Source organism: Halalkalibacterium ligniniphilum, from assembly GCF_000334155.1.
Lineage (GTDB): Bacteria > Bacillota > Bacilli > Bacillales > Bacillaceae_D > Halalkalibacterium > Halalkalibacterium ligniniphilum.
The window spans coordinates 1-17,796 of the sequence record NZ_ANNK01000081.1; the positions used below are offsets into that span (position 1 = coordinate 1).

The following is a 17,796-nucleotide window of genomic DNA, read 5'->3' on the forward strand; positions in this document are numbered from 1 at the left end:
TCACCGTGGCGTCCTTTGCTTGTTATCTGACAGTACAAATGCAGAACGACCTGGAATGACACGATCTGAGTCAGAGGTTGGTCAAGGGATTTTTGAAGTGTTCGATCGAACGGAAGGACGTATCATTGTCACGACCTTTGCTTCCAATGTTCACCGTATTCAACAGGTCATTCAAGCAGCTATTTCAACAAAGCGGAAGCTTGCAATTGTTGGTAAAAGTATGGTAAGAGTCATAACGATTGCGAAAAAGCTTGGTTATTTAGAAGCTCCTGACGACCTTTTTATTGAGATTGATGAAGTTTCTAAGTATGGCGATCATCAAGTGGCTATCATTACAACTGGTAGTCAAGGTGAACCGATGTCAGCGTTGACACGGATGGCAAAAGGTGCCCATCGTCAAATTACGATTTCTGCAAGTGACACGGTCATTATTGCTGCTACACCAATCCCTGGTAATGAGAAATCTGTATCAGCGATTATCGACATGCTCCACCGCATTGGTGCAAATGTTGTTTTTGGTAGTTCTCGTGTCCATGCCTCAGGACATGGTAGTCAAGAAGAATTAAAATTAATGTTAAATCTTATGCGCCCAACCTATTTCTTACCTATTCACGGAGAGTATCGAATGCAGCATGCTCACCGGGAGCTTGCCATAGGAGTGGGTGTGAAAAAAGAGAACATTCATATTATTGATAAAGGTGAAGTGGTTGAGTTTGTGAATGGACAGGCGCGCCGAGCTGGAAAGGTTCCATCAGGAAATGTATTGATTGATGGACTGGGTGTTGGTGACGTTGGCAACATTGTTCTTCGTGACAGACGGTTGCTTTCTAAGGATGGAATTCTTGTTGTGGTTGTTACGTTAAATAAAGAAAATGGAGCGATCATTTCAGGACCGAACATAATCTCAAGAGGATTTGTTTATGTTAGAGAATCTGAGCAGCTTCTTGAAAAAGCCAATGTACTTGTTAGTGAAACATTGGATAAATGCGTAACCGAAAACGTAAATGAATGGTCTTCCATGAAAAGTAACATTCGTGATGTGTTGAGTCGATTCTTATTTGAAAAAACAAAGAGACGACCAATGATTTTACCAATTATTATGGAAGTGTAAGTTCAAACAGAGTGTACCTTTTTAGGTATGCTCTTTTTTGTGGAAAAGGGGACGGAGCTTACAGGATGATAAAGCAGGAAGCTTATCGCTCACACCCCTTCATTGAAAGGTTACTCAGCGTTACTGGACGTACTCATTTTCATCCCAGTGGGAAGAGCGAGCCACTTATGCTAATTTTGTGGAAAAGGGGACGGAGCTTACAGGATGATAAAGCAGGAAGCCTATCGCTCACACCCCTTCATTGAAAGGTTACTCAGCGTTACTGGACGTACTCATTTTCATCCCAGTGGGAAGAGCGAGCCACTTATGCTAATTTTGTGGAAAAGGGGACGGAGCTTACAGGATGATAAAGCAGGAAGCCTATCGCTCACACCCCTTCATTGAAAGGTTACTCAGCGTTACTGGACGTACTCATTTTCATCCCAGTGGGAAGAGCGAGCCACTTATGCTAATTTTGTGGAAAAGGGGACGGAGCTTACAGGAGGATAAAGCAGGAAGCCTATCGCTCACACCCCTTCATTGACAGGTTACTCAGCGTTACTGGACGTACTCATTTTCATCCCAGTGGGAAGAGCGAGCCACTTATGCTAATTTTGTGGAAAAGGGGACGGAGCTTACAGGAGGATAAAGCAGGAAGCCTATCGCTCACACCCCTTCATTGACAGGTTACTCAGCGTTACTGGACGTACTCATTTTCATCCCAGTGGGAAGAGCGAGCCACTTATGCTAATTTTGTGGAAAAGGGGACGGAGCTTCATTGCAGATTGTAGAAGCAATGAAGTCGCGGCGGGTTATCAATAGGGCATGTAGGAAACTGGTAAGGAATAGCATGATAAATCTCTCACCGGCTCATACTAACCATAAGTAAAAGAAGGAGGATGAGTGATGGACATAGAACAGAACGAGTCACAGGAAGCTCAGCAGCCGCAAAAAGATGAAAAAAACGAAGGCATTTTAGATAAAATTCAAGAGCTAGGACAAACCAATGTCCCGGTAATGGAACAATCTAATATTCATTGTATGACGGTTATTGGACAAATCGAGGGGCATATGCAGCTCCCTCCGCAAAACAAAACAACAAAATATGAACATATTATCCCTCAGCTCGTTGCAGCAGAGCAAAATAAAAAAATCGAAGGGCTCTTAATTATCTTGAATACGGTAGGTGGGGATGTGGAGGCAGGTTTAGCGATCTCTGAAATGGTGGCCTCCTTGTCAAAACCATCTGTTACCCTTGTATTAGGCGGCGGACATTCAATCGGTGTCCCAATTGCGGTCGCTGCTGATTATTCCTTTATCGCTGAGACTGCAACGATGACGATTCATCCTGTGCGGTTAACGGGACTTGTCATTGGCGTCCCCCAAACCTTTGAATACTTAGACAAAATGCAAGAGCGAGTCGTGAATTTTGTGACGAAGCATTCCTCAATCACTGAAGAGAAATTTAAAGAACTGATGTTTTCGAAAGGTAATCTAACAAGGGATATTGGGACAAATGTTGTTGGGACAGATGCAGTGGAGTATGGCTTAATTAATGAAGTAGGAGGCATCGGTCAAGCGTTAAATAAATTAAATGAGCTGATCGAACAATACAAAATCGGCCGCCCTGAAGGAGGAAGAGTACAGTGATTTTATATACGATGGTTCCCCATGAGGTCATGTTCCCAGATGCTTGGGAGACCTACCGAAAGCAACAAATGATTGAGATTGAAGGGGGAATGCTCATTGTAGAGGAGCTTGCTCCATCTGAATACAAAATCGTTCGCCTGATCAGTGGCAACCCCATGCATTATTTACAAACACGATATAGCCCAGGCACTGTCATTCAAGCAAAACCACAGCTCTAACAAAGGAAGGTACAAATCGCTTAGCTACGTGAATAAAAGCAAAAAAAGGAGGGAATAAGTCTTTTGTTCTCTCCATTTTTGATGAAAAGTGTATGGATGAAAAATGCTGCGTGAAAGAAATCAAAGAAATAATAGATTATCACGTAGTTCGTATGTAGAGAGGTTTCGTCTTGTGCTATAATAATTTCATCCAAACATGGTCAGGTACAGCCAATATTGGCTGTTTTTTTCATTCATGATGGCTATCTTTATATTATGACAGGAAGTAAAGGGTGAAAGTATGGCTAGACGAAAGAAAAAAAAGAAGATCGAGTGGAAATCGCAGCTTACCTTTGAAATTATTGGACTCGGGCTGCTCGTTCTTGCCGTTGTGGCCTTTGCACGACTAGGAACGGTTGGAGAAACGTTTGTTCGGCTGTTTCGATTTTTCCTCGGTGAGTGGTATGCATTTTTATCATTAGGGCTTTTTATTTGTGCCATTTATATTATGATAAAGAGAAAAAAACCCCCTCTTTGGTCCAGAAGGCTGAGTGGCGTTTATGTCATGGTTGTTTCTATTCTTCTCTTCAGCCATGCTGGGTTGTTCGGTAATTTGGGCGGCAGTGAAGGGTTTCAAGATCAATCAGTTATTCGGAACACATGGACATTATTTTGGCTTGATATGTACGGCGAAACAAACAATGCTGATTTAGGTGGCGGTATGATCGGAGCCCTTGCCTATGCTGTTAGCAGTTTTTTGTTCGCTGATAGTGGAACATTATTTTTATGCTTTATTCTTTTTATTACAGGGATCATCCTCGTAACAGGCCGATCCATTACTGATTTAATTGGTAAGGGTATTCGACGTGGTTATCTATTCTTATTAGATCTTGTAGAGAAAACAAAACAAGATCTAAAGAACTGGAAAAAAGATGTATCGAGTAAGCTGAAGGAAGAGAAAGAGGAGCAGTCGAAAAAGGCGAGTAGAAAAAAGAAGGACACGCAGGAAAAACAACAAGCACAAGAAGAAATACAAACAGAGCTTGAAATATTGGATTTTTCACAGCGGACAAACGCGGAAATGGACAAACAGGTAGAGCGTTCTGAACCTAATACAGAGATAGATAATGCAAGTGATGGTGAGGAAGAATCGGTTCGAGAGGTTGAACAAGTGAGTGAAGGCGAAGCACCTCCAGTGTCTCTTATTACAGCCATTGAAACGAATAAAGACTATCAATTGCCCCCTGTTGACCTATTGAAATTACCAAATAATCCAAATCAAAATTCTGAGAAGCAACAGCTCCATGCAAATGCCAGGAAGCTTGAAAAGACGTTGGAAAGCTTTGGTGTCAAAGCAAAGGTTTCAAAGGTTCACCTTGGTCCTGCTGTTACAAAATATGAGGTCCATCCAGACGTAGGCGTGAAAGTAAGTAGAATTGTTAATTTATCCGATGATCTTGCATTAGCGTTAGCAGCGAAGGATATTCGGATTGAGGCACCGATTCCCGGAAAATCTGCGATAGGAATCGAGGTACCCAATCGAGAAGTAGCTATTGTGACGCTGAGAGAAGTACTTGACTCCCCCCAAGCGAAAAAGGAGCTGAACGTCCTCGCTGTTGGACTCGGTCGTGATATATCAGGAGAGCCCGTCTTTGCACCTTTAAACAAAATGCCACATTTGCTTGTAGCAGGCGCAACGGGAAGCGGCAAAAGTGTTTGCATTAATGGCATTATTACAAGCATCCTCCTAAAGGCAAAGCCTCATGAGGTGAAATTGATGATGATTGATCCGAAAATGGTCGAGCTTAATGTGTACAATGGTGTGCCTCATTTGTTAACCCCTGTTGTTACAGAACCGAAGAAAGCGTCTCAAGCGTTGAAAAAAGTTGTGGCTGAAATGGAACGGCGCTATGATTTGTTTTCACACACAGGGACAAGAAACATTGAAGGCTACAATGAAGTCATCATGAGACAAAATAAAATGAATGAGGCAAAGCAACCAACCTTGCCGTATATTGTTGTGATTGTGGACGAGCTTGCAGATTTAATGATGGTTGCATCTGGGGATGTGGAAGACTCGATTGCTCGTCTTGCCCAAATGGCGCGGGCTGCTGGAATTCATATGATCATCGCGACACAGCGACCTTCTGTTGATGTCATTACAGGCGTCATCAAAGCAAATATTCCTTCACGAATTGCTTTTGGTGTCTCCTCACAAACGGATTCCCGTACGATTCTTGACGCTGGCGGTGCAGAAAAACTGCTTGGCAGAGGGGATATGCTTTATTTACCGATGGGAGCAACGAAGCCCACTCGGGTCCAAGGAGCTTTTTTGTCTGATGAAGAGGTGGAAGAAGTTGTACACTTTGTCATTTCTCAACAGAAAGCCCAGTACCAAGAGGAGATGATTCCTTCAGAAGAGGCCCAAGTGGCTGAAAAAGTAAATGATGATTTATATGATGAGGCTGTTGCTCTTGTTATTGAAATGAACACGGCTTCTGTCTCTATGCTGCAGCGTCGCTTCCGAATTGGCTACACAAGAGCAGCTCGATTAATTGATGAAATGGAAATACGTGGTATTGTTGGTCCTTATGAAGGAAGCAAACCTCGGGAAGTTTTAGTTGATAGACAAAAAGAAGATGAAGCATCTTCGCAGTAAGTCGTAGATAGAGAGAGTGGATAGGGGAAAAAAGGGAAGTATGACTTAGAAGCATTCCCTTAAAAAAAATGAAAGAACATGGATGAGCATAAGGGGTGGAGAGTGTGATTAAAGCAGATCAGCGACCGTTATATTTACAAGTTATTGACAAAATAAAGCAGGACATTGAAACAAACATTTATAAAGAAGGTCAAAAGCTCCCTTCTGAATTTGAATTATCTAAGCAGTTAGGGATTTCTCGCGCCACACTCAGAGAAGCATTACGTCTCTTAGAAGAAGAGGGGGTCGTTATTCGTCGCCATGGTGTAGGGACTTTTGTTCATTCGAAGCCTTTATTTTCAGCAGGAATTGAAGAACTTTATAGCGTGAGTGACATGATTGTCCAAGCAAACATGAAGCCAGGTACAATTTTTCTCTCTTCTCAGATAAAGGAAGCAACTGAGGATGATTTGCGGAAATTTAACGATGAGGGACTTGAGGAGATGCTTGTGATAGAACGAGTCCGAACGGCAGATGGCGTTCCTGTTGTTTATTGTGAGGATAAAATTCCAAGTGAATACATTAAGCATCAATCAGTTCACGAAATTAAATCAATTTTTCGCTATTTAGAAGAGGAATCTGATCGTACCATTACACATGCGGTGACATATATTGAGCCGATTGGTTTTCACGAAACTATTTCAGAAATTCTTGAATGTGATCCGGAAACCTCATTGCTCCTTTTAAAACAGGTGCATTATGATCAAACAGAACAGCCTTTGCTTTATTCATTAAACTATTTTCGTGCTGATAAATTTAAGTTTCATGTAGTAAGAAAACGAGTGAAAGCATAACCTAAGCCCAGAATATCAAAAGAGGATACGGCAAAAAAGGAGATGTTGCATATGAAAGGGATTGAGGAACACCATATTCATCTGAATGGTCTTCATGTCCATATGATTGAGACCGCTAAATATAAAACAAATTCGTTAATTCTCATGTTAAAAGCACCACTTCAAGAAGAGACGGCAGCAAAAAGAGCACTCCTATCAAATGTTTTGCCGAACGGAACCATGAAGTCTCCGTCAAGAATCGAGATACGCCAACGACTCGATGATTTGTATGGCGCACTTTTGTCAACAGATGTTCAGAAAAAAGGGGAACAACACATTATTACGATTCGTTTGGACATTGCAAATGAACAATTTCTATCTGATCACTCGCCTCTTTTTGAAAAAGGAGTGGCTCTTCTAAGTGAAATTCTTCTTGAACCAAAAGTAGTGTCCGGACGTTTTGATGAAACAATTGTAAAAAATGAAAAGCGTGCCTTAGTTCAACAAATTCAATCGATTTATGATGATAAGATGCGCTATGCAAATGTGCGAATTACGGAGGAAATGTGTAAAAATGAGCCTTATGGTTTATCAACCTATGGGAAGAAAGAGCAGGTTGATAACATTTCTAATGAGGATTTATATTCCTACTATCAAGAGATGCTCAATCAAGATCGAATCGATTTATTTGTCGTTGGGACTGTACCAGAAGAGGAGTTACTTTCACACGTTAACACCTATTTTTCAGGCTTAATGAATAATGAAAGAAGAGAACAGGCAACTGAAACGACACCAAGCCCCGAAGTGGCGGCTGAGAATGTTGTTTTTGAAGAACAAGATGTAAAACAAGGGAAGCTCCATATAGGCTACAGAACCTATACAACATTTAAGGATCCAGACTATGTACCAATGCAAGTCATGAATGGACTCTTTGGCGGCTTCTCTCACTCGAAACTATTTATTAACGTTCGTGAAAAAGAAAGCTTAGCTTATTATGCAGCCTCTAGGTTTGAAAGTCATAAAGGCTTAATGATGGTCATGTCAGGAATTGATTTTGCCAATTATGACAAAGCCGTTGCCATTATAAAAGAACAGCACGACCTGATGTGTCAAGGCTCATTTAGTGATGAAGAAGTGGAACAAACAAAGGCGATGCTAAAAAATCAGCTGCTTGAAACGACAGATGTGGCAAGAGGTCATGTGGAGCTTGTCTATCATACGGTTGTTAGCGGCTTTGAGCGGAGCATTGATCAATGGTTACGTGAAATTGATGACGTAACAAAAGAAGATATTATTGAAGCAGCAAAAAAAGTAAAGCTTGATACAATTTATTTCTTAAAAGGAAAGGAGGCCACGTCATGAAAGCACATACTTTTGAACAATTAGGAGAAACGCTCTATCATGAACAGCTTGAGAACGGCTTGGATGTCTACATCCTTCCAAAACCAGGGTTCAATAAAACCTATGCTACATTTACGACGAAATACGGATCCATCGATCAAGAATTTATTCCAATTGGCGAAAAAGAAGCGATTCGAGTACCAGATGGAATTGCCCATTTTCTTGAACACAAAATGTTTGAGGACGAGGAAGGGGACGTATTTCAAGATTTTAGTAAGCAAGGAGCTTCAGCTAACGCGTTCACTAGTTTTACACGAACAGCGTATTTGTTCTCAAGCACATCCAATGTGAATAAAAATGTGGAAACGTTATTAGACTTCGTTCAGCATCCATATTTTACAGAAGAAAGTGTTGAAAAAGAAAAGGGGATTATTGGCCAAGAAATTACAATGTACGATGATAATCCTGATTGGCGCGTCTATTTTGGACTTATCGAAAACATGTATGAATACCATCCAGTAAAAAGCGATATTGCAGGGACAATTGAATCGATTTCAAAAATTACAAAAGACTTGCTCTATCAATGCTATGAAACCTTTTACCACCCAAATAACATGCTGCTGTTTATCGTTGGTCCAGTCGACCAAGATGAAATGATCTCACTAGTACGCAATAACCAAGCAAAGAAATCCTTTAAAAAGCCTGAAGAGGTGCAACGCTTCTTTGCAGCAGAGCCTAAAGAAGTGGCAAAGAAAAAACAAGTGATTCCAATGTCTGTTCAAACACCGAAGTGTTTAGTGGGCTTTAAGGAAGTCCATCCAGCGCGTCAAGGTGAAGAATTAATGAAACGGGAGCTGGCTATCAATGTTTTGCTCGACCTGATTTTTGGTCAAGGTACTAAAAACTACCAAAAGCTGTACGATGAAGGCTTGATTGATGAATCGTTCTCCTTTGACCATACGTCTGAATATGGCTTTGGTTTTACGATTCTTGGTGGGGACACAAACCATCCAGATAAATTAGCAGAAACGATCGAAAAAATGGTGGGAGATTTTGTTGCAACGCCATTAACTGAAGCTGAGGTAAACCGGGCAATTAAAAAGAAAATTGGTGCGTTTTTACGTTCGTTAAATAGCCCTGAATACATTGCTAACCAATTTACTCGTTACGCCTTCAACAAAATGGATTTATTTAACGTCGTTCCGACACTTGAAAGCTTAACTGTTGAGGCGCTGACGGAGGTGTTGCATGATCATTTTAGTTTCGAACGCTTTACAGTTTGTCAAGTGAAGCCTGAAGGGTTTGTAGAAAAGTGATAAGGCAAGGATTTATAACAGGGGCTTCGGGAGGCATCGGTGCGGCGACAGCTAGAGAATTAGCTACACCGGGCCGAACCCTTTACGTTCATTATAATCGTGACAAGGAAGCAATTGATGCTTTAGTGAAGGAGCTTGAAGAAAAAGGTGCAGATGCGGTTCCTGTACAAGGAGATTTAAGCACGATAGAAGGTACAAAATCTCTTCTATCACTCATTCCAAAGACGATTGATGTGTTTGTTCATTCAGGAGGCGTTAGTCATGAAGGCTTATTTACAGATCTGGCGTACGATGAGCTTTTTCGTCTAATGAATGTTCATCTGCTTTCGATGATGCATATAACGCAAGCATTTCTCCCTCATATGATTCGACAGCGATCGGGGAAAGTGATTGCTGTTTCTTCTATTTGGGGTGAAACAGGGGGAGCGTATGAAGTTGCTTATTCAGCTGCGAAAGGTGGAATGAACAGCTTTGTAAAGGCGCTGGCGAAAGAAGTGGCGCTAAACAATATCCAAGTAAACGGAGTAGCACCTGGGGCGATTTTAACACCGATGCTTGATGTTTATACAGAGCAAGAAAAAAACGATTTACAAGCAGAAATTCCAGCAGGAAGGTTAGGAACCCCTGATGATGTTGCCCATGCCATCGCATTTCTCTGCTCTGATAAAGCAAATTACATAAATGGTCAAATTTTATCAATTAATGGTGGGTGGTACTGCTAAAAAAAGATTCGTCATCGCCAATTTCATGCATAAGCTTCCACCTTCTTGGAAAAATAATGGAGAAGTTTATTTCAAGGAGGGAACAAGATGTCAGTACTTGACAACTGGGATCAATGGAAAAATTTTTTGGGCGACCGCCTTCAACAAGCTTCAAGTGAAGGGATGAATCAAAATATTATTTCTGATGTTGCTTATCAAGTTGGTGAATATTTGGCGAACCAAGTCGATCCTAAAAACGAACAAGAGCGCGTCTTGGCGGAATTATGGAAAGTAGCGGATGAGAAAGAGCAGCATGCAATTGCAAATATGATGGTTAAGCTTGTGCAACAGAACAATCATTAATAATGAGAACGCCGCTTTTAAAGCGGCGTTTTTCTTAACACGTTAAGAACGTATAAATAATATTTAACAGAAAAGGTTATCGACGTCGTTAAAAATTTGAACGCTCAAGTATACCTTCAACGAAGTCTTTTGCTAGTATGTACTTAGCGAAAAGCCATGTTTTGTTCTTAAAGATGAGAAAGGATATAATCGATGATGTCTAGTTCCAAACGTTCGACTCGAGCTTTTTCAAAAAAATAAATGGGAAATGATGCATTTTTTTGCCTATCAGTCTGTGGGTGTTGCTTCAGATAATAACATCGCTTCATTGGTGAGTTTACATAATTTTATAGAAAGCTTTGATAAATCATGCCATAAATCTCTTTTCAATGTTCCTAAAATCAATTATCATAAAAATATCATAGAAAAATAGCTGCTTTTGTCATACATAACTCCTAGAGAAAGCGATGGATGACGGGAATGGTCGTTTCTTGTCTTACGATGGCTGAAGCTTTGTAAGGGGTTGTCCAAATGGATCTGAAAGAATGGTATTTAGAATATCATATACATAAAAACAGACCGGGTCTTTTAGGTGATATTTCTTCATTGCTAGGGATGTTATCCATTAACATTGTGACCATTAATGGTGTTGATGATATGCGCAGAGGGATGCTGATTCGAAGTGCAAGTGATAACCAAGTGTTGCGATTCCAAGCGATTTTAGAGACAATTGATGATATCACCGTCACAAAATTTCGTGAACCAAGGCTTCGTGACCGATTGGCGATTCGACATGGTCGCTACATTGAAAGAGATGCAGATGATCGTAAAACGTTTCGTTTTATTCGAACAGAGCTCGGGTTGCTGGTCGATTTTATGGCTGAGCTATTTAAAAGAGATGAACATTATCTTGTTGGAATTCGGGGGATGCCTCGTGTAGGAAAAACAGAGTCGGTGGTCGCGGCAAGTGTTTGTGCAAATAAAAGGTGGTCGTTTATTTCATCAACGCTTTTACGCCAAACGGTTCGTAGTCAATTGGCTGATGATGAGTTAAGTGAGGATCACATTTTTATTATCGATGGGATCGTTTCCACGATGCGTGCCACGGAAAAACATCGAATGCTTGTAAGGGAAATTATGCGGATTCCAGCTGTAAAGGTCGTGGAGCATCCTGACATCTTTGTCCGTGAAACAGAATATGAGCTCGAAGACTTTGATTGCATTATCGAATTGAGAAATGACGAGGGAGAAGAAATCACGTACGAGGTTGTTGAGTCAGGCTTTTCCTCTTTTGATATCAGTTAAGTTGGTAGATGGGGTGTTAGCAGTGTCAGAGTTAGGACAACGTTTGCGGGAAACCCGTGAACAAAAACAAATTTCATTAGAAGATTTACAGCGTACAACAAAGATTCAGAAGCGCTATTTAAAAGCGATTGAAGAGGGGCGGTTTGAAACGCTCCCAGGCTTATTTTACGCCAGAGCGTTTGTCAAAACTTACGCAGAGGCAGTGGGAATCGACCATGAGCAATTGTTTGATGAGTTTAAGCATGAGCTTCCGAACCCGCAGAAGGAAATCGAGGATTTGCCGTCAAGATCCGAGCGTTCAAATCGGACAAAAGGACCACTACCAGCAGATCGTTCGAAAGCAACGTCCATGTTTCCAATGTTAATTGGGCTCGCCTTTCTGATTGTCGTTGCCGTTGGAATTTGGCTCGTCGTGCAAAGAGATAGTGATGAAAATGCTGTTCCTCCAGAGGAAGATACCGCACCAGTAGAAGCAGAGGTTGGAGAACTAGATGAACTTCCTGAAGAGACTAATGATCTGCGGAAAGAAGAGGACGAGGCTGAAGCGCCAGTAGAAGAAGTGGAAGAAGCACCGATTGAAGAGGAGCATTTTAATTTGGCGTTTGTGGAGACACAAGGAAACACTTCCTATTACGAGCTGTCTGGAACGGACCGTTTTGACGTTGTGATTCGTTTTAATGGTACGTCCTATGTCGGTGTTACAACCGCTGATGGGGAATCTCATTTTGCAGATAACGCCGAAGAAGGGGATGAACTAGTCTACGACTTCAGTGGGCAAGAAGGAGCGGAATTTAATTTTGGCGCATCCCAGTTCGTCGATTTTGTTATAAACGGTGATCCGTTTGAATTTGCTTTAGATATTCCTCATCAAAAAGTGAATATTACTGTTGTCAATGAAACAGAAGAATAAGCTCGATAAAGCTGCCAACTTGGTAGCTTTTTTTATGGATAAAAAGATAAATATAACAAACGCATGGGAGCCGAAACGAACGAGAAGGAGGGAATAATGACTATTTTGGATTGAATTTAAATTTTCGAATTCAGACTATATTATGGTACAATACATTGTAGGCCTTGAGAGTATGCTTGATGCAGATAGAGAGGAAGGATGATGACAGGTGGCAAAGGAACATTCCTTTGACCTCGTATCCGAGGTGCAAATTCAAGAGGTGGATAACGCCATAAATCTTGCTGTAAAAGAAATAACGAATCGCTACGATTTCAAAGGTTCAAAAAGCTCCATTGAACGGACTGGCGATAACCAAGTGACAGTGATTTCAGACGATGAGTATAAACTTGAAAGTGTCATTGACATTTTGAAGTCTAAATTTATTAAACGCGGGCTATCTCAAAAAGTCATGGAGTTTGGAAAGGTTGAAAAAGCATCTGGCGGAACCGTCAGACAAGTGATTACGCTTATATCTGGTATTAGCTCAGATCGAGCAAAAAAACTTACTAAATTGATTCGGGATGCCAACTTAAAAGTGAAAGCTCAAATTCAAAACGAACAAGTGCGTGTCTTCGCTAAAAGCATTGATGACTTGCAAGCAGTTATTCAGCTTATAAAAGAACAGGACCTCGATTTTCCCGTTCAATTTGTCAACATGCGGTAGACTTGATGGAAGGTAGGGACATTGAACGTGAATTTACCAAATAAAATTACAATCTCTCGGATCTGCTTAATCCCATTGTTTCTTGTATTTTTGCTTGCACCAATCAATCTAGGAACATGGCAAGGGTTTGGGGTAGATATTCCAACCGCTCATTTGCTGGCTGTTTTTTTGTTTATCGTTGCCTCAGCAACGGATTGGTTAGACGGTTACTATGCCAGGAAGCTCCAGCTCGTAACGAATTTTGGCAAGTTTTTAGATCCTCTTGCAGACAAATTGTTAATCACAGCCGCTTTAATTGGCCTCGTAGAGCTCCAGCTTTTACCCGCTTGGATGGCCATTGTTATCATTAGTCGTGAGTTTGCTGTGACGGGAATACGTTTGGTTGCATCGGCTGAAGGTGAAGTGATTGCGGCGAGCAATCTTGGGAAGTTAAAAACCGTCTCACAAATCGTAGCTATTTCAGCATTAATGCTTTATAACGCTCCTTTTTCAGCCATTGGGTTTCCATTTGCTACGATTGCCATTTGGATTGCGACCATCCTAACCATCATATCCGGAATCGATTATTTTCAAAAAAACAAGCATATCTTGTTAAAAACCAAATAATCTTGAGGTGGTCTGATGAACGGTGAATTAATTGCGGTTGGATCTGAATTATTGCTCGGACAAATTGTGAATACGAATGGTCGTTATTTGTCACAAGCCCTTGCGGAAAGTGGAATAAATGTCTATTATCATACCGTTGTTGGAGACAACGCAACACGACTTCACGACGTTCTTTCTCACGCTGTAGAGCGTTCAGATCTGATTGTTTTAACAGGTGGGCTTGGACCGACGAAGGATGATGTAACAAAGGAAGTCGTTGCTGCTTTTCTAGGGCGAAATCTTGTATACGATCAAGTGGCAATGGAACAAATTGAAGCATTTTTTGTACGCCGCCAACTTGTTATGACTGAAAATAATCGAAAGCAGGCGCTTGTAATTGAAGGAGCCACCGTTTTAGAAAATGACCACGGTCTTGCTCCAGGAATGTTCGTTGAAAAAGAAGGGAAAAAATTTGTGCTTCTGCCAGGGCCGCCGAAAGAAATGGAGCCGATGGTGAAAGAGAAATTGCTACCTCTTCTTCGTGAAAAAGGTACAGGTGAGCAAATTACGTCTCGTGTGCTTCGTTTTTTTGGAATTGGCGAGTCTGCCCTTGAAGCGGAGCTAGAAGATTTACTTGAACAGCAAACGAACCCCACGATTGCCCCGTTAGCTGGTGATGGAGAGGTTACACTCCGCTTAACTGTGAAGCATCGTGATCCAGCTGTAGCGAAGGCCCTTCTTGATCGAACTGAAAATAAAATTACTGAACGTGTTGGGACTTATTTATATGGTTATGACGATACATCCTTAATGAAAGAGCTGTTTGCCGCTCTCCAACAAAAAAAATTAACCATTGCTAGCGCAGAAAGCTTGACTGGCGGACTGTTTGGTGCCCGTTTCACCTCGATTGCAGAAGCGTCTTCCTGTTTTTATGGCGGGGTGACAACCTATACGAATGAAGCCAAACAATCGTGGTTGAATGTTTCGAAGACGGTTTTAGAGACAGATGGTGCAGTCAGTGAAGCGTGTGCAAAGGAAATGGCTCTCGGAATTCAACAACGCTGTCAGACTGATGTGGGGATTAGTTTTACTGGAGTTGCTGGACCGGCAGCTTTAGAAGGCAAGGAGCCAGGGACGGTTTATCTTGGGATTGTGGTTGGAAAACAGGAGCCAATCGCCCATAGGCTTCAATTAGCTGGAGGCAGAGAGCTTATTCGAGAGCGCTCGATTCAGTATGGTTGTTATTATATATTGAAAGAATTGAAAAGGTGGAATTATGTAGAATGACATATTTTAATGAATTTGCAATATCAGAGCAAGTAAAAAAAGCGATTGCAGAAATGGGTTTTGAAGAGCCATCTCCAATCCAAGAAAAAGCAATTCCTGCGATTTTAACAGGTGGAGACGTGATCGGGCAGGCGCAAACTGGAACTGGAAAAACAGCAGCGTTTGGGATTCCAGTGATTGATAAAGTAACAACCGAGCGTCATGTACAAGCATTAATTCTTACGCCGACTAGAGAACTTGCGATTCAAGTATCAGGGGAGCTGCAAAAGCTTTCAAAATACAAGTCCATTCGGACCCTTCCTATTTACGGTGGACAGTCAATTGGTCATCAAATTCGTGCGTTAAAGCAAGGGGTTCAAGTAGTCATTGGAACTCCTGGACGAATGATTGATCATCTTCGCCGCAACACTTTGAAGCTTGACCGGGTTCATACGGTTGTTCTTGACGAGGCGGATGAAATGCTTGATATGGGCTTTATTGATGATATTGAATCGATTCTTCGCCAAGTTAATGAAGAACGACAAACCTTATTGTTTTCAGCAACAATGCCACCAGCGATTAAAAAGCTGTCCCGTAAATATATGAACAATCCAACAACGGTTTCCATTAACCGTGGTGAAGTCACAGCGCCTTCCATTGATCAAATGTATTATAAAGTATTAGAAAGAAATAAGCTTGATTCTTTATGTCGGATCATTGATAGTGAAGACATTGAGCTGGGTATTTTGTTTTGCCGTACAAAAAAGGGTGTTGCTGAACTAACAGAAGCCTTGCAAGCGCGAGGATATATTGCTGATGGCCTTCACGGTGATTTAACGCAGTCACAACGTGATGCAGTCATGAAAAAATTCCGTGATTCATCGATTGAATTTTTGATTGCGACCGATGTAGCAGCTCGTGGCATTGATGTTGGAAATGTCACCCATGTCATTAACTATGACATTCCGCAAGACCCTGAAAGCTACGTTCACCGAATTGGTCGTACAGGCCGTGCGGGACGTAAAGGATTGGCACTAACGCTTGTCACGCCGAGAGAAATGAAGCATCTTCGTTCGATTGAAAATGAAATTAAGATGCCGATCCCTTCACAGGAAGTTCCAACGATTGAAGAAGTTGTTGAAAAGCAGCAAGGATCGTGGAAAAAACAAATTGAAGATGTGATTGTACAAGATTCGGATGAGAAAAAGCTTTTTGCTCCATTGGTTCATGACATTTTAGCGAATCATACTGCTGAAGATGTTGTAACGGCACTATTAAAAATGAATTTCTCTACAGATACAGGTTCTGAAGATGCAGGATATAATTTTGGTGAAACAGGTGGAGCTAAAGGCATGGTTCGTTTCTTCATTAACGTCGGACGAAATGTAAACATGAGCCCGAAAATCTTAATTGAAGAGATCGCTGAGCTTGTAGGGATTCCTGGTAAAGCGATTGGACGAATTGATATATTTGAAAACTTTACGTTTGTTGAGGTTCCAGAAGATGTAGCGCCATTCGTGTATGAAGCCCTTCGTTATTCACGGATCAATGGTGCCCGTGTCAATCTAGAACCAGCAAAGCCCCGTCCGAAGCGGGAAAACCGCACACCGAATAGGGAACATCGCACACCAAATCGCACATAACAACAACGAGGGGCTGGGACAAAAGAGTTTTTATTGAAGAGAAATCCGAACGTCATGATAATTGATGCATAGCAATCGCTTCGGAAATATACTTCGCTATCCGCGGGCGGCTGGTGAGCCTCCTCGTGCTTATGCACTGTGGAGTCTCACCCTTGCCTTTGACTACGTATATTTCCTCCACTAAGGTTGTGCACTGTTCGCGTTTTCAATCATACACGTTCATTATGTACCAGCCCTATTCCTTCCTATTTTCCCCATCTGCTCAAAAAAGCGAATAAATGTTCGTAAAACCTATTGGCAAATGAATCAAAACAGGGTATAGTAATAAAAGAAGAAAACATAGATTCGCATATGATCATGCTTATTTATAGAGGAGAGATGACGAATGAGTGATCGTAAAGCAGCTCTGGATATGGCGTTGCGGCAAATTGAAAAGCAATTTGGTAAAGGCTCTATTATGAAGTTGGGGGAACAAGCTGAGCAACGTGTTTCAACCGTTTCAAGTGGTGCACTAGCCTTGGACATTGCCCTTGGTGTCGGTGGATACCCACGGGGAAGAATTATTGAAGTATATGGTCCGGAATCTTCAGGTAAGACTACGGTCGCTCTTCATGCGATTGCAGAAGTACAGCGTAACGGAGGTCAAGCGGCTTTTATTGATGCTGAACACGCGTTAGATCCTGTGTATGCACAAAAGCTCGGTGTTAATATTGACGAGCTTCTTCTTTCACAGCCAGATACAGGGGAACAAGCATTAGAAATTGCTGAAGCTCTTGTACGTAGCGGTGCTGTTGAGATGATTGTCATTGATAGTGTGGCAGCTCTTGTTCCAAAAGCAGAGATTGAGGGTGATATGGGAGACTCTCATGTAGGCTTACAAGCGCGCTTAATGTCACAAGCCCTTCGCAAGCTTTCAGGAGCGATCAATAAGTCGAAAACAATTGCGATTTTTATCAACCAAATTCGTGAAAAAGTTGGGGTGATGTTCGGGAATCCTGAAACAACACCCGGTGGTCGTGCGTTAAAATTCTACTCATCTGTACGACTCGAAGTGAGACGTGCTGAAACATTAAAGCAAGGAAACGATATGGTTGGTAATAAAACAAAAATTAAAGTCGTGAAAAACAAAGTCGCACCGCCATTCAAACAAGCGGAAGTAGACATTATGTATGGTGAGGGAATTTCTCGAGAAGGTTCGATTCTTGATATTGCCTCTGAGCTTGATATCGTCGTAAAGAGTGGGGCTTGGTATTCCTTTGAGGAAGAGCGTCTTGGC

The 17,796-nt window shown here is 41.6% G+C and carries 16 protein-coding genes; all 16 read left to right on the top strand.

Going from position 1 to position 17,796, the window contains the following annotated elements:
• Positions 1–1,111 (top strand): ribonuclease J (locus BLT_RS0108545; protein WP_017727374.1); only part of this gene is annotated, 1,111 nt, incomplete at its 5' end.
• Positions 1,112–1,996: 885 nt separating this feature from the next.
• Positions 1,997–2,740: a ClpP family protease gene (locus BLT_RS0108550; protein WP_017727375.1), complete on the top strand. Its 744-nt coding sequence runs from the start codon at positions 1,997–1,999 to the stop codon at positions 2,738–2,740.
• Positions 2,737–2,958, top strand: a complete 222-nt coding sequence (locus BLT_RS0108555) for a YlzJ-like family protein (RefSeq protein WP_017727376.1) — start codon at positions 2,737–2,739, stop codon at positions 2,956–2,958. Before BLT_RS0108550 ends, BLT_RS0108555 begins: the two co-directional genes overlap by 4 nt.
• Before the next feature lie 280 nt (positions 2,959–3,238).
• Complete coding sequence (locus tag BLT_RS0108560; protein WP_017727377.1) at positions 3,239–5,596, top strand: FtsK/SpoIIIE family DNA translocase; 2,358 nt, start codon at positions 3,239–3,241, stop codon at positions 5,594–5,596.
• A gap of 104 nt (positions 5,597–5,700) precedes the next feature.
• Positions 5,701–6,429: a GntR family transcriptional regulator gene (locus tag BLT_RS0108565; RefSeq protein ID WP_017727378.1), complete on the top strand. Its 729-nt coding sequence runs from the start codon at positions 5,701–5,703 to the stop codon at positions 6,427–6,429.
• 51 nt (positions 6,430–6,480) lie between these two features.
• Complete coding sequence (gene yfmF / locus BLT_RS0108570; RefSeq protein ID WP_017727379.1) at positions 6,481–7,770, top strand: EF-P 5-aminopentanol modification-associated protein YfmF; 1,290 nt, start codon at positions 6,481–6,483, stop codon at positions 7,768–7,770.
• Positions 7,767–9,065 (top strand): EF-P 5-aminopentanol modification-associated protein YfmH, encoded by a 1,299-nt coding sequence (gene yfmH, locus BLT_RS0108575; RefSeq protein WP_017727380.1) that lies wholly within the window; start codon positions 7,767–7,769, stop codon positions 9,063–9,065. The genes yfmF and yfmH overlap by 4 nt, the downstream gene beginning before the upstream one ends.
• Complete coding sequence (gene ymfI / locus BLT_RS0108580) at positions 9,062–9,787, top strand: elongation factor P 5-aminopentanone reductase (protein WP_017727381.1); 726 nt, start codon at positions 9,062–9,064, stop codon at positions 9,785–9,787. The genes yfmH and ymfI overlap by 4 nt, the downstream gene beginning before the upstream one ends.
• An 87-nt stretch (positions 9,788–9,874) precedes the next feature.
• A complete protein-coding gene (locus BLT_RS0108585; RefSeq protein WP_017727382.1) occupies positions 9,875–10,129 on the top strand; it encodes a DUF3243 domain-containing protein in 255 nt (84 codons plus the stop codon).
• 510 nt (positions 10,130–10,639) lie between these two features.
• On the top strand, positions 10,640–11,413 hold the full coding sequence (locus tag BLT_RS0108590) for a DUF3388 domain-containing protein (RefSeq protein ID WP_017727383.1): 774 nt from the start codon (positions 10,640–10,642) through the stop codon (positions 11,411–11,413).
• A 22-nt stretch (positions 11,414–11,435) separates the two neighbouring features.
• Positions 11,436–12,323, top strand: a complete 888-nt coding sequence (locus tag BLT_RS0108595) for a helix-turn-helix domain-containing protein (RefSeq protein ID WP_017727384.1) — start codon at positions 11,436–11,438, stop codon at positions 12,321–12,323.
• A gap of 208 nt (positions 12,324–12,531) precedes the next feature.
• Complete coding sequence (locus BLT_RS0108600) at positions 12,532–13,026, top strand: YajQ family cyclic di-GMP-binding protein (protein WP_017727385.1); 495 nt, start codon at positions 12,532–12,534, stop codon at positions 13,024–13,026.
• Between the two features lie 27 nt (positions 13,027–13,053).
• Complete coding sequence (gene pgsA / locus BLT_RS0108605; protein ID WP_026105041.1) at positions 13,054–13,632, top strand: CDP-diacylglycerol--glycerol-3-phosphate 3-phosphatidyltransferase; 579 nt, start codon at positions 13,054–13,056, stop codon at positions 13,630–13,632.
• 15 nt (positions 13,633–13,647) lie between these two features.
• Positions 13,648–14,898 carry a competence/damage-inducible protein A gene (locus BLT_RS0108610; protein WP_017727387.1) on the top strand — a complete coding sequence of 417 codons (1,251 nt, stop codon included), beginning with the start codon at positions 13,648–13,650 and terminating at the stop codon, positions 14,896–14,898.
• A complete protein-coding gene (locus BLT_RS0108615; RefSeq protein ID WP_017727388.1) occupies positions 14,895–16,520 on the top strand; it encodes a DEAD/DEAH box helicase in 1,626 nt (541 codons plus the stop codon). Before BLT_RS0108610 ends, BLT_RS0108615 begins: the two co-directional genes overlap by 4 nt.
• Positions 16,521–16,905: 385 nt before the next feature.
• Positions 16,906–17,796: recombinase RecA (gene recA, locus BLT_RS0108620; RefSeq protein WP_017727389.1), on the top strand; the 891-nt coding region annotated here is incomplete at its 3' end.